The sequence below is a fragment of the Pseudomonas sp. NPDC087803 genome (assembly GCF_044742995.1).
Classification (GTDB): domain Bacteria; phylum Pseudomonadota; class Gammaproteobacteria; order Pseudomonadales; family Pseudomonadaceae; genus Aquipseudomonas.
Genome location: NZ_JBIUVO010000007.1, coordinates 1 through 21,119 on the forward strand (window position 1 = coordinate 1; position 21,119 = coordinate 21,119).

Here is a 21,119-nt window from a genome sequence, read left to right on the forward strand (position 1 = left end):
CTCAACGGCAGCAACTGCACGTGGGTTTGCCGTAGCGGGCAGCTGTCGAGGGAGCCGAAGGGTTTCTTGGAGGCTGCGGCGGCGTCGAGGATGGCCGGGTGTTGCTTCATGGCCGCCACCTTCTGATGGCACCTCTGATTGCGACGGGATGGGCCGCGATAGGCATTCACATGTCCTCGTGTCTTTTCAGACACAGGACTTTGCATGGGTCAGCAGATTGCTACAGTCGGGCGAATCGCTTTTGTGTGTAGGACGTATCCGGGAAGCCGGATCAGGAGGCGATGACAGTCACAGAGAAAAAGGCAGGCTGGCCTGTTATCGCAGAGTAGCCTGCCGACGTTCGGGATTATTGGCCTTTGCTTCAGATCTGACCCTTGGCCTGCTGCTCCAGGTGCACCTGCAATTGCGGGTCAATTTTCAGCGCAGCGGCCAGTTCGTCCAGATAGTTGCGTTCGGCGTCCTGTTGGTCGTCCACCAGAATCACGCTGACCAGATACATTTCGGCGGCTACGGCCGGGTCGCCGTTGGCCGCCTGCGCGACTTCGCTCGCATCCAGCGGTTTGGCGACTTCAGCGTTAAACCATTGCTGCAATCCTGGATCATCGGTGTGTTTGCCAATCTCTTCATCGATCATTTGCCGTTCCCGGGCGTCGATCTCACCGTCAGCCTTGGCTGCCGCGATCAGCGCCCGCAGCACAGCATGCCCGTGCTCCTCGACTTCGGGCCCGGCCAGCAGATTTGCGGTTGGCGGAATCTGCTGCGGGGCCGCCGATGCCTGGCTGCGTTGCCAGGCCTGATACGCCTGGAACGCCATCATCCCCAGCGAGGCCAGTGCCGCATAATTGGTGCCCCCGGAACGGCTTTGCGTACCGCCGCCACCGAGTGCCCCGCCCAGTGCGCCGCCCAATCCACCGCCGCCACCGCCGCCAAGCAAGCCACCCAGCAATCCACCCAAACCACCCAGCCCGCCGGACTGCGCGCCACTGGCCCCTGTGCTCGCGCCGCCGCCCAACAGGCTACCGAGCAAGCCGCCCAATCCACCCAGACCCGCGCCAGCCGAGGCGCCACTTTGTTGTCCCGCCGAGGCCTGGCCCCGCAGCAGTTGTTCGAGCAAATCGCTGGTGTTCATGATCTTGTCCTCAGGCATTGGCAATAACTGCGTCAGGCAACGATAGACCGCCGCAGCCATCGCGCCAGCACCGTCTGGCTGACGCCGACTGCCGCTGGCGGATTTCGCCGAGGTATTTTTTGTGCGGCCAGCTAAGATTCAAAGGAGGTGAACCTTATCCCGGCAAAACCGGTCGATAGCAGCAACCCCGACCCGGTTGGCCGGCGCCCTTTTTGCCCAAGGGTGATAACCGGCTTGCTTCATTTATCTGGAGAACGCCCCTGTGATATCGACCGTACACATCGCCAGGCTCAAAGCATGGGGCGCCCATGGTTTTACCGCGACCGGCGTGGTCACCGCATTTCTGGCAACCCTCGCCCTGCTGGAGAACCAGCCGACCCATTGCCTGATGTGGCTGGGCGTGGCATTGATCGTCGACGGGCTCGACGGGGCGCTGGCGCGCAAGGTCAACGTGCAATCGGTGCTGCCGAGTTTCGACGGTTCGATCCTCGATCTGGTCATCGACTACCTGACCTACGTGTTCATCCCGGCGCTGTTTATCTATCGCTACATTCCCCTGCCCGACTACACCCTGCTGCTGAGCGTGTCGCTGATTCTGGTGTCATCGCTGTTCTGCTTCTGCAACGTCAACATGAAGAGCAAGGACAACTACTTCGTCGGCTTCCCCGCCGCGTGGAACGTGGTTGCGCTGTGCCTGTACATCATCAATCCGGGACCGTGGATCACCTTGCTGACCATCATTGGCCTGGCGCTGCTGACCGTTACCCGCATGAAGTTTCTCCACCCGTTCCGCGTACGCCGGTTCATGCCGATCAACATCGCGGTGACGGCGATCTGGCTGCTGTGCAGCTTGTCGCTGGTGCTCAATCACCCGGTGATCAATCCGCTGGTGATGGGTTTGTGGCTGCTGATGTCGGCTTACTTCCTCGGCATCTGCGTCTGGCGCACGGCGCTGGAATGGTTTGATCGGGCGCATTTGAAATAGCGCCAGCCCGGGCAAGCGCGAATACCTGTGGGAGCTGGCTAGCCAGCGATTTCGGACTGACAGTCGACATCGTTTTGACAGGACGGCCGCCATCGCTGGCAAGCCAGCTCCCACAGGGTTTGGCATTGTTCCGACATTCAGCGTTTGGTTATGACCACCTCCAGATACTCGCTCGGCACCACCAGCGACTTCTCTCCCACCCGGTTCGAGCGGTTCAGCAGATCCGCCAGATCACTCTCCAGCGCCTGCCCGCTTTCCGGCGGCAATGCCGCGAAGGCTTTGTGCACCGGCCCGTACCAATGGCGAAAGATGTCGATGAAATGCGCCGCCGAGCGATAGCGGAAGTTGAACGTGCGGCGGGTGACCTGCAGCAGGAACTGGCGTTCGTCGAAGTGGCTGTGCAGCCAAGCTTCAGTGCCCCAGTTCGACGGCGGCTGAGCCACGGCGGGCGGAGGTACATGGCGCCCGAGAACTTTGAACATCTGGCCGACGAAGCCTTCCGGCGTCCAGTTCGCCAGGCCGATCCGCCCGCCCCGCCGACAGACCCGCGCCAGTTCCGCCGCAGCCGTGGCCTGATCCGGGGCGAACATCACACCGAAGGTCGACAGCACCGCGTCGTAACTCTCGTCGGCGAACGGTAACGCTTCGGCATCGGCGACCTGAAACATCACGTCCAGATGCTCGGCCCGCGCCCGGTCCTGTCCGCGTTCCAGCAGCGCCGCGACATAGTCGGTGGAAGTGACCAGACAACCGCGCCGCGCCGCCGCCAGCGTGGCATTGCCGTTGCCGGCGGCGACGTCCAGCACCTCTTCATCGCAACGCAGGTCGCAGGCCTCGGCAAGATTTTCGCCGACGATCTGCAAGGTCGTACCGATCACTGCGTAATCGCCGCTGGCCCAGGCGACTTTCTGACGCTCTTTCAGGCCCGTCAGATCAATGGGCGTGCTCATCAATCGTGCTCCGCAGCAGGTTGGGGACTGGCCCACTCGCCCCACTATCGCGCCGAGGGTCGACGGCGTCCCGGTCAATCGTCCGAAGCACCGTCAAAACAGCGACCGGGCCGATGAGCGGCAGGATTTTGTAAAGCCCTCGAAACACTGTCGGGATTGCCATGGGCGGGGGCAATCGGCTCTTATGCCTTCCCGTCTTCCGCGAATGGACTCCCACAATGTCCCTGCGTCTCGAATGGCTCGTCGATCACCTGCAGCACAGCGACAACTACGCCGAATGGATTCACCGGCAATTCGCCTATGAATACGCCGAGCAACCCCTGGCCGAATGGCAACACGAGTTCGCTGCCGGCCAGCGCAATGGCGACTGGTCGTGCCTGATTGCGCTGGACGGTGAGCGTTTGCTCGGCGGTGCAGCGCTGGCCCGGGCGGATCTGGCGCTGCGCCCGGATCTCGGCCCGTGGCTGGCCTGCGTATACGTCAGCCCCGAAGCCCGTGGTCAGGGTCTGGCCGAGCGGTTGATCGAAGGCATCAGCGAGGAAGCGAAACGACGCGGCTTCGCGCGTTTCTATCTGCATACCCAGAACAAACAGGACTACTACGCCAAGCGCGGCTGGACACTGCTCGAGGGTTTTCGCGCCTGGGACAACGAGCAATGGCTGATGGTGCGCGACCTGTGAGCGGGCGGCGACTGGCGCTGAACGGCGGGATGGAGCATCACAAATCCCCTGTGGGAGCGGGCTTGCTCGCGAATGCGCTGTGTCAGTCAACTAATAGGCTGCTGACACAGCGCATTCGCGAGCAAGCCCGCTCCCACAGGGGGATTGTGTGAGTCACAAAATCGGCAGCTTGTCCCGGCACGGCTAGACTGGTTAATGACCCAGTCGAGGGGGAATGCAGGACGACGTCAGCTGTGCCCTGCCCACTTCTGTGACCACCGCCCTGCGGCCCATGCCTCGACAATGTTTTGCCATCGGACGGTGATCCTGTATCAGGAGCACTCGTGATGGACGAAACAAGACTCAACGCCTTCATGGGCAAACTGGTCAACGACATGGGCGGCGCCGCGATGCTGGCGAACGTCATCGTTGGCGAAGAACTCGGGCTGTACCGGGCAATGGCCGACAGTCAGCCGATCACCCCGCAAGCCCTCGCCGAAAAAACCACCTGCAACCCGCGGCTGGTGCGCGAATGGCTCAGCGCCCATGCCGCCTCCGGCTACATGGAACATCACGATGGCCAGTTTCGTCTGCCGGAAGAACAGGCACTGGCGCTGGCCGTTGAAGACTCGCCGGTCTACGTCGCCGGCGGACTCGGCGTGGTGGCGTCGTTTTTCCATGACAAGGACAAACTGGTCAAAGCCATGCGCGGCAACGGCGCTTTGCCTTGGGGCGATCATCACCCGTGCATGTTCACCGGCACCGAGCGCTTTTTTCGCCCCGGCTACAAAGGGCACCTGATCGCTGAATGGTTGCCGGCGCTGGACGGCGTGATCGCCAAGCTGGAAAACGGCGCCAAAGTTGCCGACGTCGGCTGCGGCCACGGCGCCTCGACGGTGATCATGGCCCAGGCGTTTCCCAACTCGCGCTTTGTCGGTTTCGACTACCACGCGCCGTCGATCACCGTCGCCAACCAGCGCGCCGAAGAAGGTGGTGTCAGCGGGCGGGCGCAATTCTTTCAGAGCACCGCCAAAAGTTACCCCGGCAGCGACTACGACCTGATCTGCTACTTCGACTGCCTGCACGACATGGGCGACCCGGTCGGCGCTGCGCGGCATGCCTTTGAATCGCTCAAGGACGATGGCACGGTGTTGCTGGTCGAGCCGTTTGCCAACGACGCGCTGGACGACAACATCAACCCGGTCGGACGGCTGTTTTACGCGGCCTCGACCTTTATCTGCACACCGAACTCGCTGTCCCAGGAAGTCGGCCTCGGGCTCGGCGCACAGGCCGGTGAAATGCGTTTGCGCAAGGTATTTGCCGAGGCCGGGTTCAAGCACTTTCGCCGGGCCACGCAGACGCCGTTCAATCTGATTCTGGAGGCGCGCAAATAAGCACTGACCAGACCTGAACCTGTGGCGAGGGCGCGGGCTCTCGTCACGGCGTCAGTCCTTGCGGCGCACGCCATTCTGGCTAAAAACGAATAAGAACTGCGCCCCTTATACCTGTCATAAATGACAGTATCGCCACCTGTAGCGACTTCCTAGAATGGTTTTCCGCCACCGGAACCCCCCTCATCTGACAGGAAGCACGCCCATGGACACGCTCACGCAGGCTCCCAAAGGAGCAATGACAGCAAAAATCAAGGATCAACCAGAGTTCATTGCCAACCAGCCAATTGAGGTTCAGCGCACTGAGAAGCACTGGCGGATAGACGCGCATCATCAATCTGAGACCGGCAATCGAAGCCTGTACTTTCTGGTTCCGTTGAGCCTGCCTGACAACGGTGACAAGCGAATCTATGCACTCAGCACCAGCGATAATCCGGATCACGCGCTGATCTACTACTTTGGCCAGGACTACTTCATTCCTTCGCGCAGCGGAACTTTGTCGATTCAGTACAACGCGGACAGTCAGCAAATGCTTGCCACGTTTGATTTCACGGGACAATTTGGAGGGTTTGAACTGGACGTGAGTGACGGACACTTTGACCTGGAAGGCATTGACCCAACGGTCGTCAACACTGCCCAATCGTTCACTGCCGACCTCGCTGAAGTGGCGCCCTCGAAATTTCTTGCCGACACGGTAAACGTCGCCAAAACCGAAGGCCACATTGCAATGGCCGCCGATCAAATCACCTGGGAAATCCTTCCTCCCCGACTTCAGCAGGTCAGGCTGTTCATCGATCATGGAATCGGCCAGGGCGAGCATCGTTTCGGCAAATCCGACGATCCTGTGCGAGCCTCCTACATCACCAGTGGCGGGGCTGACTCCGGCATTTATCTTGCGACTGCCGGGACGCTCACACTGACCGAGAATCCGTCTACCGATCGCTTGCTCGGAGAGCTGAAATTTGAAGGTGAGTACGGCGACAAGGTGGTTACTCTGACCAAGGGAGTTATCGACTACACAAAGGCATAGCGACTTGAGTCACCGCTGGCCTGGCAAGTGCCTGTTATCGGGGCGCTGGCGCTCTCGCCACCGAGTCGGTGCTAACCTGCAAGGCACTCACCTGCCCCGGAGCGCTGACCATGCTCGACAGCCCGATTCGCGAACACTTCGCTACCTTGCACCAGGCCATGGCCGACGGTGATTTCCTGGTGCTGACCGGTGCCGGTATCAGCACGCCGTCGGGCATTCCGGATTACCGCGACAGCGAGGGTGTGCGCCGTGGCCGGCAGCCGATGATGTATCAGGAATTTCTCGCCGCCCCGGAATCACGTCGTCGCTACTGGGCGCGGGCTATGCTCGGCTGGCCGCGGGTGCGTCAGGCGCAGCCGAATGCGGCGCATCAAGCGCTGGCCGATTTGCAGCGCCGGGGACTGATCAGCGCCTTGATCACGCAGAACGTCGACACCCTGCACGATCAGGCCGGCAGTCACGATGTGATCGAGTTGCACGGCAGCCTGCACCGGGTGCTGTGCCTGGATTGCGGCCAGCGCAGCGCACGTGACCAGATTCAGCAACGCATGGTCGAGCAGAATCCGTATCTGGCCGGGGTCGATGCGGTGCAGGCGCCGGACGGCGATACGCTGCTCGATCCGGCCTTCGAAGCACGCTTTCGGACCCCGCAGTGCCCGTATTGCGCCGGTGAGCGGATGAAGCCGGACGTGGTGTTCTTCGGCGAGAACGTGGCGCAACCGACAGCGGCGCGGGCCATGGCGGCGGCGGAAAATGCTGCAGGGTTGCTGGTGGTGGGTTCGTCGCTGATGGCCTATTCGGCGTTTCGTCTGTGCCGGGTAATCGCCGATCGGGGCAAGCCGTTGCTGGCGATCAACCTCGGCAAGACCCGCGCCGATGATCTGCTGGATCTGAAGATCGAGGCGTCATGCGAGCAACTGCTGCCGCTGCTGGTGCAACGCTTGACTTCCTGAATGCCGAAAATCCCCTGTAGGAGCTGCCGAAGGCTGCGATCTTTTGACTTTGTTTTTTAGAAGCAAGATCAAAAGATCGCAGCCTTCGGCAGCTCCTACAGGGATGGGATCGCAGTTCAGTGTTCAGTGTTCAGTGTTCAGTGTTCAGTGTTCAGTGTTCAGTGTTCAGTGTTCAGTGTTCAGTGTTCAGTGTTCAGCTTTGAGGATATCGAACAGTGCCTGCGCCGCTGCCGACAGTTCATTACCCGGCTCCGTGAGTACACCAATCGCCCGCTCCACCGAATCATTCAGGGTCAGGCAACAGGCGCCCAGTTCCAGCATCTGCTCGGCACACAACGCCGGCACCGCACTGACCCCCAGCCCGCTGGCGACCATGCGTCCGACCGTTGCCAGTTGATGGCTTTCGAATTCCACCGGCAGTTTCAGGCCCCGGGCCTGCAAGTGCTCCTCGAGCATCACCCGCACCGTCGACGGCCGTTGCAGGGTGATGAACGGTTGCTGCAGCAAGGTCTGCCAGTCGATTTCGCTAAGCCCGGCCAGCGTTGAATCCTGTGGCACCACGGCGACAAAGCGGTCCATGTACAGCGGGGTAAACGTCAGCGAGGTGTTTTGCATCGGCTCGAAGGCCACGCCCAGTTCCACTTGGCGGTCGCGGACCATTTCCAGCACTTGTTCGTTGATCACGTCGTTGACCGTGACGTTGACGTTCGGATAGCGCGCGCGGAACGTCTTGAGGATCGGCGGCAGCAGGTTGCCGGCAAACGACGGCATCGCCGCCAGCGTCACCCGCCCGCGTTGCAGGCTGAAGCGCTGGCGCATTTCGTCTTCGGCGTTGTCCCAGTCGGCGATCAGGCGCCGCGCCAGCGGCAGCAGTGATTCGCCCTCGGCGGTCAGTGCCACGTTGCGCGTGTTGCGGCTGAACAGCCGCCCGCCAAGGCCCTCTTCCAGCGCCTTGATCGTCAGGCTCAGCGCCGATTGCGACAGGTGCAGACGCTCACAGGCCACGGCGAAGCTCAGGCTCTGCGCCACAGCGAGAAAGGCGCGGATCTGTTTGATGGTCATACTTTATACCCTACCGTTTCAACGTCGTACCCACTGTAGGAGCTGCCGCAGGCTGCGATCTTTTGATCTTGATCTTAAAAACAACATCAAAAGATCGCAGCCTGCGGCAGCTCCTACACAGAGTAACAACCAACACTGTTGAGTTTTATCTATCAATCAACCTTAAAAATCAACTTAACAAATATATCCTCCAGCGCGACACTCCAGTCATTCGGCTAGCCAGCCGCCCGACAAACAATAAAAGAGGTGCATATGGCAGGTTTCGACAAGCGCGTGAGTTCCTACGAGGAAGCTCTGGCCGGTCTTGAAGACGGCATGACCGTGATCGCCGGCGGCTTCGGCCTGTGCGGCATCCCGGAAAACCTGATCGCCGAGATCAAGCGCAAGGGCACCCGCGACCTCACCGTGGTCTCCAACAACTGCGGCGTCGACGGTTTCGGCCTCGGTGTGCTGCTGACCGACCGCCAGATCAGCAAGGTGATTGCCTCTTACGTCGGCGAAAACAAACTGTTCGAAGAGCAACTGCTCAAGGGCGACATCGAAGTCATCCTGACCCCGCAAGGCACCCTCGCCGAGAAAATGCGCGCAGGCGGCGCCGGCATCCCGGCCTTCTTCACCGCCACCGGCGTCGGCACCCCGGTCGCCGAAGGCAAGGAAGTGCGTGAATTCAACGGGCGCAAGTACCTGATGGAAGAATCCATCACCGGCGATTTCGCCATCGTCAAAGGCTGGAAAGCCGACCATTTCGGTAACGTCATCTACCGCCACACCGCGCAGAACTTCAACCCGCTGGCCGCCACCGCCGGCAAGATCACCGTGGTCGAAGTCGAAGAAATCGTCGAGCCTGGCGAACTGGATCCGTCGCAGATCCACACCCCCGGCATCTACGTCGACCGGGTCATTTGCGGCACGTTCGAAAAGCGCATCGAACAGCGCACCATCCGCAAATAATTCAGGCTGACGGAGAATAAAAACATGGCACTTACCCGCGAACAAATGGCTCAGCGCGTCGCCCGCGAAATGCAGGACGGCTACTACGTGAACCTCGGCATCGGCATTCCGACCCTGGTCGCCAACTACATTCCCGAAGGCATGGAAGTCATGCTGCAATCGGAAAACGGTCTGCTCGGCATGGGGCCTTTTCCGACTGAAGAAACCATCGACGCCGACATGATCAACGCCGGCAAACAGACGGTGACCGCGCGCATCGGCGCATCGATTTTCAACTCCGCCGAATCCTTCGCGATGATTCGCGGTGGCCATGTCGACCTGACCGTGCTCGGCGCGTTCGAAGTCGACGTCGAAGGCAACATCGCCTCGTGGATGATTCCCGGCAAACTGGTCAAGGGCATGGGCGGCGCGATGGACCTGGTGGCCGGTGCCGACAACATCATCGTGATCATGACCCACGCGTCCAAGGACGGTGAGTCCAAGCTGTTGGCCAAGTGCAGCCTGCCGCTGACCGGCGCCGGGTGCATCAAGCGCGTGCTGACCGACCTCGCCTATCTGGAAATCGAAAATGGCGCTTTTGTCCTCAAGGAACGCGCACCTGGCGTCAGCGTCGAGGAAATCGTCGCCAAAACCGCTGGTAAACTGATCGTCCCGGATCACGTACCGGAAATGCAGTTCGCTGCCCAGTGAGGAATTCGAAAATGCAAGACGTCGTAATTGTTGCCGCCACCCGCACCGCGATCGGCAGTTTCCAGGGTTCGCTGGCCTCGGTGTCCGCCGTTGATCTGGGCGCTGCGGTGATTCGCCAGTTGCTCGAGCAGACCGGCCTGGACGGTGCACAGGTCGATGAAGTGATCATGGGCCAGGTGCTGACCGCCGGCGCCGGCCAGAACCCGGCGCGTCAGGCGGCGATCAAGGCCGGCCTGCCCCACGCCGTGCCCGCCATGACCCTGAACAAGGTCTGCGGCTCGGGCCTGAAAGCCCTGCACCTGGGCGCGCAAGCGATCCGTTGCGGCGATGCCGAGGTGATCATCGCCGGTGGTCAGGAGAACATGAGCCTGTCCAACTACGTGATGCCGGGCGCCCGCACCGGTCTGCGCATGGGTCACGCGCAAATCGTCGACACCATGATCAGCGATGGCCTGTGGGATGCGTTCAACGATTACCACATGGGCATCACTGCCGAGAATCTGGTCGATAAATATGCGATCAGCCGCGAGCAGCAGGACGCCTTCGCCGCCGCTTCACAGCGCAAAGCTGCCGCAGCGATCGAAGCCGGACGCTTTGTCGATGAGATCACCCCGATCCTGATCCCGCAGCGCAAAGGTGACCCGGTAGCGTTCAAGGTCGACGAACAACCGCGCGGCGACACCACCGCCGAATCGCTGGCGAAACTGCGTCCGGCGTTCAAGAAGGATGGCAGCGTCACTGCCGGCAACGCATCGTCGCTGAACGACGGCGCCGCGGCGGTGATCCTGATGAGCGCAGAGAAAGCCAAGGCCCTGGGCCTGCCGGTGCTGGCAAAAATCGCGGCCTACGCCAACGCAGGTGTAGACCCGGCGATCATGGGCATCGGCCCGGTCTCGGCCACCCGTCGCTGCCTCGACAAGGCAGGCTGGAATATCGGCCAACTGGACCTGATCGAAGCCAACGAAGCTTTCGCTGCGCAATCGCTGGCAGTGGCCAAGGATCTGCAATGGGATCTGGACAAGGTCAACGTCAACGGCGGCGCCATCGCTCTCGGTCACCCGATCGGCGCGTCGGGTTGCCGGGTGCTGGTGACGCTGCTGCACGAGATGATCAAGCGTGATGCGAAGAAAGGTCTGGCGACCCTGTGCATCGGCGGCGGTCAGGGTGTGGCGCTGGCGCTGGAACGCGCTTAACCCAAGAGTTCGCAGCGGGCGGTGGATCCACGACATCCGCTGCTCGCTGGCAACAAAAAACCCGGTGTGACTTGCGTTGCACCGGGTGTTTTTTTGTCCTTTGAAATTTGCAGTGAATGTTCCTCCCTCTTCGCGAGCAAGCCCGCTCCCACAGGGGAATGCATTCCAGGGTGGGAGCGGGCTTGCTCGCGAAGGGGCCAACTCAGGCAACAGAAAAACCAGGCTCACACCGCCATCTGCAGAATCAACCACGCATTCGCCCCACTGATCACCGCAAACAAGCCCCACGCCAACACCCGGGTCGGCAGCCGATTCACGAACGGCCCCATCAGTTGCTTGTCGCTGGTCATGCGAATCAACGGGTACAGCGCAAACGGCAGTTGCAGGCTCAACACCACCTGACTCAACACCAGCAACTTGCCCACCGCGTTATCGCCCATCAGCCACACGCCGATGAACGCCGGGATCAACGCCAGTCCGCGAGTGATCACACGCCGCTGCCAGCAGGGAATCCGCAGGTTCAGATAACCCTCCATGATTACCTGCCCGGCGATGGTCCCGGTGAACGTCGAACTCTGCCCCGACGCCAGCAACGCGACGCCGAACAGCACACTGGCCAGCGCGCCGCCGACCAGCGGGTCGAGCAGGTGATAGGCGTCCTGGATGTCGACCACGTCGGTGTGCCCGGATTGGTGGAACGCAGCCGCTGCCAGAATCAGAATCGCCGCGTTGACCAGCAGCGCCAATGCCAGCGAACCGATGGTGTCGATGCGCGCCAGATTCACCGCGTCCTGCTTGCTGGCGAGGTCTGTGCCGATCATCCGCGTCTGCACAATCGAGGTGTGCAGGTAGAGGTTATGCGGCATCACCGTGGCGCCGAGGATGCCGATCGCCAGATACAACGGCGCGGCATCGCTGATTGCCGAGAGCGACGGTTTGAACCCGGCGAACACGTCCGGCCAGTAGGGTTTGATCAGCACCAGTTCGACGAAGAAACACACGCCGATGGTCGCCACCAGCACCAGCATGATCGCCTCGAGTCGACGGAAACCACGGTTCTGCAGAGCCAGCACCAGCAGCGTGTCGAAGGCGGTCAGGGCGATGCCGAAGGTCAGCGAACAACCGAGCAGCAAGTGAAAAGCCAGCGCGCAACCGAGCACTTCGGCCAGATCGGTGGCGATGATCGAGATTTCCGCCAGCACCCATTGCAGGCGTGCGGCCGGCGTGCTGTAACGCTCGCGGGACAATTGCGCCAGATCGCGACCGGTGGCGATGCCCAGCCGCGAGCACAGGCATTGCACGACCATCCCCGCCAGACTCGCCAGCAACACCACAAACAATAGGCTGTAACCAAAACGCGAACCGGCCTCGATGGCGGTCGCCCAATTGCCCGGGTCCATGTAGCCGATCGACACCAGCAAACCAGGCCCGGCAAAACGCAACGCGCGTTTGAAAAACGACGCGCGGGGATCGACTTCCACACTGCCGGCCACTTCTGGCGGGCAGAACGGCGCGGTGGCGATTTTGGGTAAGCTGAATTTCACGCACACATCCAGAAACAAGTCGGAAAGACGCAGCTTAGACGTTTCAGTTGAACCCTTGAAGAGCAAAAGATCGCAGCCTTCGGCAGCTCCTACATTGAAATGCGTACCTTGTAGGAGCTGCCGCAGGCTGCGATCTCTTGATCTTAACGACCCACACCGAGTAACTGCTGACGCAACTCGGGATTGCGCGTACGCGGATCCAGCCAGATATCAAAAAACGCCCGAGCAAATCGCGGATCATCAATCTCATGCTGCAGTTGCTGACCGACAAAAAACCGCGCGCCCTGCCCCGGCAAATACACGCCAGTAATCCGCGTACCGGGCTGCACGTCGATAAACGATTGCTGCATCTGCGCTTGCCACTTGGCCAGTTGCGCAGGACTGACGCCCGAGCCGGACAGCCGTTTGATTTCATCGACGCTGGCCTGCACCAGATCATCCCGGGAGATCTTGCGCCGGTAGATCAGTTCCAGCGCGAAGGGCTGTTCGGTCGACAACGGGCGTGCCGCGCTCCACAACCGAGCGTTGTAGACGTCGAAGCCGAACACACTGAAATCGCCGCTGCCGATGATTTGCGCGCCGGGCACGGCGTCCTGCCAATTGGCCCAGGTCGGCGTGAGTAACAACGCCCACAAACCGATGCCACAGCACCCGCGCAGCAACTTCGATGGTTTGCTCATGGCAGCAGCAACTCCCGGTTAAACCCTGATAGCCAGAGCATAGCGGATATCCGCACGAGGCTTTGTATACAAGAATTGTCGATCAATGCGCCAATCGGTTACCTTGGCCACTTCCCTCCCGGAGGCCTCCCGTGTGCTGATCCTCAAACTGCTGCTGATCCCCGGTTTTCTGCTGCTGATTTCCCTCGCCGGCAAGCGCTGGGGGCCAAGCGTCGCCGGTTGGCTGTCGGGGTTGCCGGTGGTGGTAGGGCCGATTCTGTTGTTCCTCGCCATCGAACAGGGGCCGCAGTTTGCCGCGCAGTCGGCGGTCGCGGCGCTGTCGGCGATGTTCGCCATGATTGCGTTCTGCGTCACCTATGCGCAGGTGGCGCAACGGGCGAACTGGCCATGGGCGCTGACGGTTTCACTGTCGGTGTGGGCGCTGTTGGCGCTGGGGTTGTCGCTGATTCCGCCGTCGCTGCCGTTCTCGATCGCTGCGGCGGCGACTGCCCTGCTGGCGGCGCCGCACCTGTTTCCCCACGTGCAGCCGGTGTTGAAGGGCCCGGCGCCGAAGTCGGACAAACTGATCTGGCGAATGCTTGCCGGCGCGGCGCTGACCCTGCTGGTGACCATGCTCGCGAGTACCGTGGGCGAGCGCTGGAGCGGTTTGCTCGCGGTGTTCCCGGTGCTCGGCAGCGTAATGGCGGTGTTCTCTCAGCAGACTCGCGGCCCGGCGTTTACCGCGGCACTGTTGCGGGCGACGGCGATCGGCATGTACTCGTTTTCGGCATTTTGCCTGGTGTCGGCGCTGACCCTGCCAGGCATGGGCCTCAGCGGATTCATCGCCGGTGTCGCGGTGTCGGTGGCCATGCTCGGGGTCACCCGCAAACTGCTGGCCCGACCAGCTCCATTCAAAAATCCACAACCCCAAGGCTGAAACAGCCAGACAAACCGCGCTGGAATGCCAGGCATGCTCCATGGGATCATCGCCGCCCTGGCGCGACCATCCCTCGGAGATTCACATGTCATTGCTCAGCAAGAAAGCCGTCGTCCTGTTGCTGGCGGCGGTCGCCGGTTTCGGCGCCCTCAATGCCCAGGCGGCCAAGCCCAAGGAAAAGGCCTCGACCAACAACGTGTCGATGCTCGACGGCAAGTTCAGCTTTGTCCTGCCCAAGGGTTTCACCGCCGACCCGCTGCCGGCCGGACCGACCGGTGCCAAGGGCACGATGTACACCAATCAGGCGACCAAGACTGTGGTCATCGCCGCCGAAAACCAAATCGCCGGTGGCGCCAGCGTGAAGGACAACGACAACGAATTTCTCGATGGCAGCCTGGCGAGTTTCATTGATGATCAACGCAAGGCTCTGCCGGATTTCAACAAGCTCAGCGAAAAAAGCCTGACCCAGAAAAGCAGCGGCCTCGGTGTGCGTCAGGTCGACAGCACCGCCACTCAGGGCGGCGGCCAGACACTCAACACCACCCTGCTCGCCGCCTCCGGCAAGCGCATGGCGCTGGTCCAGGTGATTTCCCGGGCCAGCGACAAGAGCGGTCACGATGCGCTGGTGAAAACCATCCTCAAGGACAAGTGATCGTCACGGATTGAGCTGCTGCAGCCAGGCATTCAGGTCGCGAAGCTCGGCCGCGCTGATGCTGTGGCCGACGCCGGGATAGGCGTGAAACTCGGGTTTGTAGCCAAGTTTTTGCAGCAGCGCATTGGCCGCGGTGCCATCGCGGTACGGCACCCGATCATCGGCGGTGCCGTGGCCGATGAAGATCTTCAGCGGCAACGGTTGCTGCTCGGCCTTGAGCTCGGTTTTCAACACCGGCAACAGGCGTCCGCTCAACGCGGCGATGCCGCCAACCGCCACCGGCGGCCGCAAGCCCACCTCGTAGGTCATCATCGCGCCTTGGCTGAAGCCGATCAGATACACCTTGTCCGGGCTGGCGTGATACTTCTGCGCCGCCTGCGCGACAAACTCCCGCAACTTCTGGCCGCTGGCCTGCAGATCATCGGTCTCGCCGTTGTAGGCCCCTTCGCCTTTCTTGCGAAACCACTGGAAACGCCCTTCGCCCAACGCCAGCGGCGCCTGCACCGACAGGTAGTTGTACTGCGCCGGCAGCTGAAACTTCATGCCGATCAGATCGGCCTCGTTACTGCCGTAGCCGTGCAGGAAAATCACCAGTGGCCGGGTGTTCGCGTCAGGGTGAACCTGTTCGATGTACTTCAGCGGCAAGTCGCTTTGCAGCGTGGTCTGCGCGTGAACAGCGCTGGACGCCAGCAGGGTTAACAGGGCAAACGCCTTCAACATAAAGCCTTCCTTCACAGGGTGTCGGGTTCGTCGGTGGAGCCTAACAGGCTTAACCTGCCTCACCCAGACCTGTAGGAGCTGCCGCAGGCTGCGATCTTTTGACTTTGACTTTTAAAAGCAAGATCAAAAGATCGCAGCCTTCGGCAGCTCCTACAGGGGGGGTGAGGTCTGGATTCAGTCGTTGATCAGCTTGCCCACTCGAATCGGCTCACGCCCCGCCACCTTGGCCTGCCATATCCCCGGCTGGGTGTAACGCCCACGATCAATCGCGAACAGCACGCCGCTGGTGCCGGCGCGGACGGTGGTGAGCCGGTCATTCAACGGATCCACCACCTCGAACAGCGCATCGCCCTTCTCGACCCACTCCCCGGCATTGCGCAGGAAGCTGACCACACCATGGTGCGGCGCGAACAGGTATTCGGTGCCTTCGAAGGGCATGCCTTCGCAGCACTCGGCCGGTGCCACTGGCCATTCGCCGCTGATGAAGCCCTGCTCGGCGAGAAAACCGAGAATCGCTGCGCAATTGGCCTGCGCCTGATCGACCCGGGTGTCGCCCATGCTGCCCAGTTCCAGGGTGGTGGCAAGATTCGCCGGAGGAATTGCCGCGTCCGGGAACGCCCGCGCCAGGCGCAGCCACGGTGACGAGCACGACTCGTCAAACGAACTGCCACCGGAGTCTTCACACAACAGCGCCACGCCAGCCTTCAGTCGCGCTGCCAGCGATTGCCAGCGCGGCCAGTGCTGCGGCAGTGCGTAAATGTGAATCGCCGCTTCAAAATCGCAATGCAGATCAAGGGTAATGTCGGCGTCGCAGGCATGGCGCAGCAGCAAGCGGTGCAGCGCTTCCAGTTGCGAAGCCGGGGCTGGCAGCTCATCGAGCACCTGGCCCATGGTCTGGCGGATCAAGGCGATGTTGGCCGCGGCATCGCTGCCCAATTGCTCGCCGATTCGCGCCGCCACTGGCGCGCTGAGTTCGACAAACGAGCGGTTGAAATTTTTCCCGCTGCCCAGCTCGAAGCGCCCCATGTGGCTGCCTTGCAGGTGCTGGTCGAGACCAATCGGGTTGGCCACCGGCACCAACTCGATCACGCCTTGCAGGCGGCCGTCCTGTTCCAGCGCGTTGAGGCGTTGCTTGAGTTCCCAGGCAGTGCGCATACCCGGCAGTTCGTCGGCGTGCAGGCTGGCCTGGATGTACACCTTGCGGCTGCCCGTGCCGTAACGAAAGACGCTGAGGGAGCGTTCGCTGCCCAAGTGGCTCCAGGGCAGGACATGGTCGATGCGTTGCATGGGTAACTCCTGAAAATTGAATCGGCGAAAATCCCCTGTGGGAGCGGGCTTGCTCGCGAAGGCGGTGTATCCGTCAATGATTGTGTTGAATGTTATACCGCCTTCGCGAGCAAGCCCGCTCCCACAGGGGGTCTTTGTCTTCAGGGGGAGAGCACAAAAAAAGTGGCCACCGCATGCACGGGGCCACTTTTTTCTACAGCGTATTAATGACCGTACACGTCAAAGTCGAAGTACTTGTCCTGGACTTTCTTGTACTCGCCATTGGCGCGGATTTCGGTGATGGCTTTGTTGAATTTCTCCGCCAGTTCGGTATCGCCCTTGCGCACGGCAATCCCGGCACCGCCGCCGAAGTACTTGGCGTCTTCGTAGGTCGGGCCGACGAATTCGAAGCCCTTGCCGGCGTCGGTCTTCAGGAAACCGTCGCTGAGGTTGACCGAGTCGGCCAGCATCGCGTCGAGACGACCGGATTTCATGTCGAGGTTGGCTTCCTGTTGCGAGCCGTAGCGCACCACTTCAAACCCGGCGTCCTTGGCCATGTCGGTGGCATAGCGGTCGTGGGTACTGGCGCGCAGCACGCCGACTTTCTTGCCCTTGAGCTCGGTCAGCGGGTCTTTGACACCGGAGCCTTCCTTCATCACGAAGCGCGCCGGGGTGTGGTAGTACTTGATGGTGAAATCGACGTTTTTCTTGCGGTCGTCAGTGATGGTCATCGAGGACAGGATCGCGTCGATCTTCTTCACTTTGAGTGCCGGGATCAGGCCATCGAATTCCTGCTCGACCCACACGCATTTGACGTCCATCTGCTTGCACAGGGCGTCACCGATATCGACGTCGAACCCGGTGAGTTTGCCGTCAGCGGTTTTCATCGAAAATGGCGGGTAAGCGGCTTCGATCCCCAGACGAATCGGTTTGGCGTCTTCGGCCACGGCGGTCAGGGACAACATCGACAGTGCCAGGGCACCGAACATCACTAGCTTCTTCATTTATTACTCCTGTGTGCGGAGGCTTTTATTGGCAGCTTTCGATTGGGCGTTCGGTCATGGCCATTTAGCGGCAAAAAACCGAAGTGGCCGGCAGTCTATGGCGGCGCGCACAGGGTAAATTGTGTTTAAGCGACAAATACTTACAGAAAATCGGCGACACCGTTGACCGGGATCAACGCTGCGCCGACATGGTGCAAAGGCTGTAGGACAAACCCTCGAAAAGGGTACCTATTACTCATGTAGGAGCTGCCGCAGGCTGCGATCTTTTGCTCTTTAAAAGTCAAAAGATCGCAGCCTGCGGCAGCTCCTACAAAAGCATTTCAGCATTCGCAGGCGATGGGGCTTTGGGCGGGTTGTTTAAAGCTCAGCGAAAAGCCTTCATCCAGCCATCCGGTCACGCCGCCGATCATCTCCTTGACCGGGTACCCCAAAGCCGCCAGTTTCACCGCTGCCTTGTTGGCGCCGTTGCAGTGCGGGCCGGCGCAATAGACCACGAACAGCGTGTTCTTCGAGTACTGCGCCAGGCCTTCGGCAGTCAGCAAGCGATTCGGGATGTTGATCGCGCCCGGTACATGGCCACGCTCGAACGCCAGCGGGCCGCGTACATCGACCAGGACAAAGTCGACTGTACCTGCCTCCTGGCTGCTGAAGACGTCGGAACAATCGGTCTCGAAGGTCAGACGGTTGCTGAAATGCATCAAGGCAATCGCTGATGGTGCGGCAGGAATTTCGCGAACCAGGCTGGTCATGCTGTTTAGCTCCTACATCTGTTGGGGTGTGAACAGACTTTATCGGGCCAGCCCTTGGCGCTACAGTGGCGGGCAAGACACTCACCGGGAATTTTCCGCCAAATGCCTGACTCACCTGGATTGGTCGCGATTCTGGCCTACGATGGCCTCTGTACCTTCGAGTTCGGCATCGCCGTGGAGATTTTCGGCCTGCCCCGGCCGGAGTTCGATTTCCCGTGGTACGAGCACCGCATCGTCGCCGTCGATCAAGGGCCGATGCGTGCCATGGGCGGGATTCAGGTCCTGGCCGACGGCGGCCTGGAGCTGCTGGCGCAGGCGCGCACCATCATCATTCCCGGTTGGCGTGACCGCGCGGCCCCGGTGCCGCCAGCATTGCTCACGGCATTGCGACAGGCCCACGCCCAGGGTGCACGGCTGCTGTCGATCTGCTCCGGGGTGTTCGTGCTGGCGGCCAGTGGCTTGCTCGACGGTCACGGCGCAACCACCCACTGGCGCTACACCGAGGAACTGGCGCGGCGCTTTCCGGCGATTGCGGTGGACCCGGATGTGCTTTACATCGACTCCGGCCAGTTGATCACCTCGGCAGGCAGCGCCGCCGGGATCGACGCCTGCCTGCATCTGGTGGCGCGGGACTTCGGCACTCAGGTTGCCAACGCGGTGGCCCGGCGTCTGGTGATGTCGCCACAACGCACCGGCGGCCAGGCGCAGTTCATTCCCACGCCGGTCAGCCCGACGCCGCGCAATGACTTGTCGCGGGTGATGCAGTGGGCCCGCGAACGCCTGCACCAACCGCTGGAAGTGCGTGATCTGGCCAGCGAAGCGGCCATGAGCGAGCGGACCTTTCTGCGGCGCTTTACCGAGGCCAGCGGGCAATCGCCCAAGGCGTGGCTGCAACACGAGCGACTGGCCCGGGCGCGGGAACTGCTGGAGAGCACCGCGCACAACACCGAGCAGATCGCCGAACGCTGCGGTTATCGCTCGGTGGAAAGTTTTCGCGTGGCGTTTCGCAGCGTGGTCGGGGTACCGCCGTCGGTGTATCGGGAGCGGTTTGGGCGTGGGGTCACAGCCATTTCCTGATGGTTACCTTGGGGACGCTATCGCTGGCAAGCCAGCTCCCTCAGTTTTTGCGTCGTACACACAACTTAATTCAACCCGAAAACCTGTGGGAGCGGGCTTGCCCGCGATGAGGCCCGAACCGACACCCGACGACTCAGGGCTTGCGCAACAGATAGGTATCCATGATCCACCCATGCTCGGCCCGCGCCGCCTTGCGCACCCGCTCGATCTCAGCCGCCACATCCTTGAGCTTGCCGCTGATCAGGATCTCATCCGGCGTGCCCAGGTACGCGCCCCAGTAAATCTCGGTCTGCTGATCCGCCACATGGTGGTAGGAATCTTCAGCGTCGAGCATCACCACCAGGCTATCCGTGTCACTCACCTGCCCCGCTGCCAGCCGTCGGCCGGTGGTGATTTCGATTGAGCGCCCGATGTTGTTCAGCGGCACCTTGTGCTGCGCCGCCAGCGCCTGAACGCTGGTAATCCCGGGGATCACCTCAAACTCGAATGCACAACGGCCCGAAGCCAGAATCGCCTGCAGGATACGAAGGGTGCTGTCGTACAGCGCCGGATCGCCCCACACCAGAAAACCGCCGCACTCCCCGTCAGCCAATTCTTCATTGATCAGCCGCTCGAAGGTTTGCTGCTTGGCGCGGTTCAGATCATCAACCGCGCGGGTGTAGTCCACGTCGCCACGCTCGCGTTCCGGGCTGTGGGCTTCGGCGAAGCGGTACGCAGGATCGGTGATGTAGCGCGCACAGATGTCGCGCCGCAGATCAATCAGCTTGTCCTTGCTCTGGCCTTTATCCAGCAGAAAGAACACGTCCACCTGATTCAGCGCCTTCACCGCCTGCATCGTGATGTAGTCGGGATTTCCGGCGCCGATGCCAATGACCAGCAGTCGTTTCATCACAGTGCTCCCGCAAGATCGATACCCGGCAAGCGTAGCCGCCAGATGCCGTTGAACCGCAGTTCAACCACTGCCAGCGGTTCAACATCAATCGCGTTGAACGCTGCACCCTGCACCACCTGCATCAATGCTGCGCGCAGCACGAAGGGGTGAGTGATGGCGACGATATGCCCCGGCACCCCTTGCAGGCTGGTCAGCCACGCCGCCACGCGTTCGCCCAATTGCCTCACCGACTCGCCTCCATGGGGCGCTGCCTGCGGATCATTGATCCATGCCTGCAAGGCCTCGGCCTCGCGCACTTGCAAATCCTTGATCGCTTGCCCGTGCCAGCGCCCCATATCGCAATCGCGCAGCGCTTCGTCCACTTGCGGCGTCGCGCCGAACCATTCGGCAGTCTGTCGAGTACGCAATTCCGGCCCGCACAGCAAACGGCTGGCGCTGGCGAATGGTGAGGCCAATGCACCGAGCGCCAACGGCGGGTTTTCAACAGGCTCGTTCGTAGGAAAACGCGCCAATTTCTGTGCGACGGTTCGAGCGTGGCAAATCAAAGTCAAACGGGTGGATTGCACTGTATTGCCCTCGATGAACATCAGGTAAATCGGCGGCAAACGGCCGGTCTTTGGGCAATT

22 protein-coding genes are annotated in these 21,119 nt (G+C 61.3%); 11 read left to right on the forward strand and 11 right to left on the reverse strand.

What is annotated here, in order from left to right; genetic code table 11:
* Window positions 1–361: 361 nt before the first annotated feature.
* Window positions 362–1,129, reverse strand: a complete 768-nt coding sequence (locus ACIOUG_RS07190) for a tellurite resistance TerB family protein (protein WP_401063809.1) — start codon at window positions 1,127–1,129, stop codon at window positions 362–364.
* Window positions 1,130–1,391: 262 nt separating this feature from the next.
* Between ACIOUG_RS07190 and pcsA the strand changes: the two genes are divergently transcribed.
* On the forward strand, window positions 1,392–2,114 hold the full coding sequence (gene pcsA / locus ACIOUG_RS07195; protein ID WP_401063812.1) for a phosphatidylcholine synthase: 723 nt from the start codon (window positions 1,392–1,394) through the stop codon (window positions 2,112–2,114).
* A 137-nt stretch (window positions 2,115–2,251) separates the two neighbouring features.
* Here the strand turns inward: pcsA and ACIOUG_RS07200 are convergent, their stop codons facing one another.
* Window positions 2,252–3,064 carry a class I SAM-dependent methyltransferase gene (locus ACIOUG_RS07200; protein ID WP_401063814.1) on the reverse strand — a complete coding sequence of 271 codons (813 nt, stop codon included), beginning with the start codon at window positions 3,062–3,064 and terminating at the stop codon, window positions 2,252–2,254.
* Between the two features lie 218 nt (window positions 3,065–3,282).
* Here ACIOUG_RS07200 and ACIOUG_RS07205 point away from each other — a divergent pair, with 218 nt between their 5' ends.
* From ACIOUG_RS07205 to ACIOUG_RS07220, 4 genes are all read left to right on the forward strand, one after another.
* Window positions 3,283–3,744, forward strand: coding sequence for a GNAT family N-acetyltransferase (locus ACIOUG_RS07205; RefSeq protein ID WP_401063817.1), 462 nt, complete (start codon window positions 3,283–3,285; stop codon window positions 3,742–3,744).
* Window positions 3,745–4,070: 326 nt separating this feature from the next.
* A complete protein-coding gene (locus tag ACIOUG_RS07210) occupies window positions 4,071–5,117 on the forward strand; it encodes a class I SAM-dependent methyltransferase (RefSeq protein ID WP_401063819.1) in 1,047 nt (348 codons plus the stop codon).
* 202 nt (window positions 5,118–5,319) lie between these two features.
* A complete protein-coding gene (locus tag ACIOUG_RS07215) occupies window positions 5,320–6,144 on the forward strand; it encodes a hypothetical protein (RefSeq protein WP_401063821.1) in 825 nt (274 codons plus the stop codon).
* Between the two features lie 110 nt (window positions 6,145–6,254).
* Window positions 6,255–7,097 carry an NAD-dependent protein deacetylase gene (locus tag ACIOUG_RS07220; RefSeq protein WP_401063823.1) on the forward strand — a complete coding sequence of 281 codons (843 nt, stop codon included), beginning with the start codon at window positions 6,255–6,257 and terminating at the stop codon, window positions 7,095–7,097.
* Window positions 7,098–7,283: 186 nt separating this feature from the next.
* On the opposite strand, the gene ACIOUG_RS07225 is transcribed toward ACIOUG_RS07220, so the two are convergent.
* Window positions 7,284–8,159, reverse strand: coding sequence for a LysR substrate-binding domain-containing protein (locus tag ACIOUG_RS07225; RefSeq protein WP_401063826.1), 876 nt, complete (start codon window positions 8,157–8,159; stop codon window positions 7,284–7,286).
* 252 nt (window positions 8,160–8,411) lie between these two features.
* On the opposite strand from ACIOUG_RS07225, the gene ACIOUG_RS07230 reads away from it, so the two are divergent.
* Genes ACIOUG_RS07230 through ACIOUG_RS07240 form a run of 3 tightly spaced genes read left to right on the forward strand, consistent with a single transcriptional unit; the run spans window position 8,412 to window position 10,993 of the window.
* The gene (locus tag ACIOUG_RS07230) at window positions 8,412–9,110 is read left to right on the forward strand and encodes a CoA transferase subunit A (RefSeq protein WP_003226174.1); all 699 of its coding nucleotides are present in this window, start codon (window positions 8,412–8,414) and stop codon (window positions 9,108–9,110) included.
* Window positions 9,111–9,134: 24 nt separating this feature from the next.
* Window positions 9,135–9,800, forward strand: coding sequence for a CoA transferase subunit B (locus ACIOUG_RS07235; RefSeq protein ID WP_016774134.1), 666 nt, complete (start codon window positions 9,135–9,137; stop codon window positions 9,798–9,800).
* Between the two features lie 11 nt (window positions 9,801–9,811).
* The gene (locus ACIOUG_RS07240; protein ID WP_007968788.1) at window positions 9,812–10,993 is read left to right on the forward strand and encodes an acetyl-CoA C-acetyltransferase; all 1,182 of its coding nucleotides are present in this window, start codon (window positions 9,812–9,814) and stop codon (window positions 10,991–10,993) included.
* A gap of 224 nt (window positions 10,994–11,217) precedes the next feature.
* Here ACIOUG_RS07240 and ACIOUG_RS07245 read toward each other — a convergent pair whose 3' ends face one another.
* On the reverse strand, window positions 11,218–12,537 hold the full coding sequence (locus ACIOUG_RS07245; RefSeq protein ID WP_401063829.1) for an Nramp family divalent metal transporter: 1,320 nt from the start codon (window positions 12,535–12,537) through the stop codon (window positions 11,218–11,220).
* Window positions 12,538–12,680: 143 nt separating this feature from the next.
* Complete coding sequence (locus ACIOUG_RS07250) at window positions 12,681–13,217, reverse strand: chalcone isomerase family protein (RefSeq protein WP_401063832.1); 537 nt, start codon at window positions 13,215–13,217, stop codon at window positions 12,681–12,683.
* Between the two features lie 133 nt (window positions 13,218–13,350).
* Here ACIOUG_RS07250 and ACIOUG_RS07255 point away from each other — a divergent pair, with 133 nt between their 5' ends.
* Window positions 13,351–14,133, forward strand: a complete 783-nt coding sequence (locus ACIOUG_RS07255; protein WP_401063834.1) for a hypothetical protein — start codon at window positions 13,351–13,353, stop codon at window positions 14,131–14,133.
* 85 nt (window positions 14,134–14,218) lie between these two features.
* Entirely contained in the window at window positions 14,219–14,785 is a 567-nt protein-coding gene (locus tag ACIOUG_RS07260) for a hypothetical protein (RefSeq protein WP_401063837.1), read from the forward strand.
* Window positions 14,786–14,788: 3 nt separating this feature from the next.
* Here ACIOUG_RS07260 and ACIOUG_RS07265 read toward each other — a convergent pair whose 3' ends face one another.
* The 4 genes from ACIOUG_RS07265 to ACIOUG_RS07280 all read right to left on the reverse strand — a co-directional run bounded on the left by ACIOUG_RS07265 (window position 14,789) and on the right by ACIOUG_RS07280 (window position 18,524).
* Entirely contained in the window at window positions 14,789–15,505 is a 717-nt protein-coding gene (locus ACIOUG_RS07265) for an alpha/beta hydrolase (RefSeq protein WP_401063840.1), read from the reverse strand.
* A 174-nt stretch (window positions 15,506–15,679) separates the two neighbouring features.
* Window positions 15,680–16,792 carry a succinylglutamate desuccinylase/aspartoacylase family protein gene (locus tag ACIOUG_RS07270; protein WP_401063843.1) on the reverse strand — a complete coding sequence of 371 codons (1,113 nt, stop codon included), beginning with the start codon at window positions 16,790–16,792 and terminating at the stop codon, window positions 15,680–15,682.
* Window positions 16,793–16,995: 203 nt separating this feature from the next.
* The gene (locus ACIOUG_RS07275; protein ID WP_003226194.1) at window positions 16,996–17,775 is read right to left on the reverse strand and encodes an ABC transporter substrate-binding protein; all 780 of its coding nucleotides are present in this window, start codon (window positions 17,773–17,775) and stop codon (window positions 16,996–16,998) included.
* Between the two features lie 320 nt (window positions 17,776–18,095).
* A complete protein-coding gene (locus tag ACIOUG_RS07280) occupies window positions 18,096–18,524 on the reverse strand; it encodes a rhodanese-like domain-containing protein (RefSeq protein ID WP_401063845.1) in 429 nt (142 codons plus the stop codon).
* 102 nt (window positions 18,525–18,626) lie between these two features.
* Between ACIOUG_RS07280 and ftrA the strand changes: the two genes are divergently transcribed.
* Window positions 18,627–19,601, forward strand: coding sequence for a transcriptional regulator FtrA (gene ftrA, locus ACIOUG_RS07285; RefSeq protein ID WP_401063847.1), 975 nt, complete (start codon window positions 18,627–18,629; stop codon window positions 19,599–19,601).
* A 133-nt stretch (window positions 19,602–19,734) separates the two neighbouring features.
* Here ftrA and cobF read toward each other — a convergent pair whose 3' ends face one another.
* Window positions 19,735–20,490 carry a precorrin-6A synthase (deacetylating) gene (gene cobF / locus ACIOUG_RS07290; RefSeq protein WP_401063850.1) on the reverse strand — a complete coding sequence of 252 codons (756 nt, stop codon included), beginning with the start codon at window positions 20,488–20,490 and terminating at the stop codon, window positions 19,735–19,737.
* A complete protein-coding gene (locus ACIOUG_RS07295; RefSeq protein WP_401064030.1) occupies window positions 20,490–21,059 on the reverse strand; it encodes a histidine phosphatase family protein in 570 nt (189 codons plus the stop codon). The genes cobF and ACIOUG_RS07295 overlap by 1 nt, the downstream gene beginning before the upstream one ends.
* Window positions 21,060–21,119 lie beyond the last annotated feature (60 nt).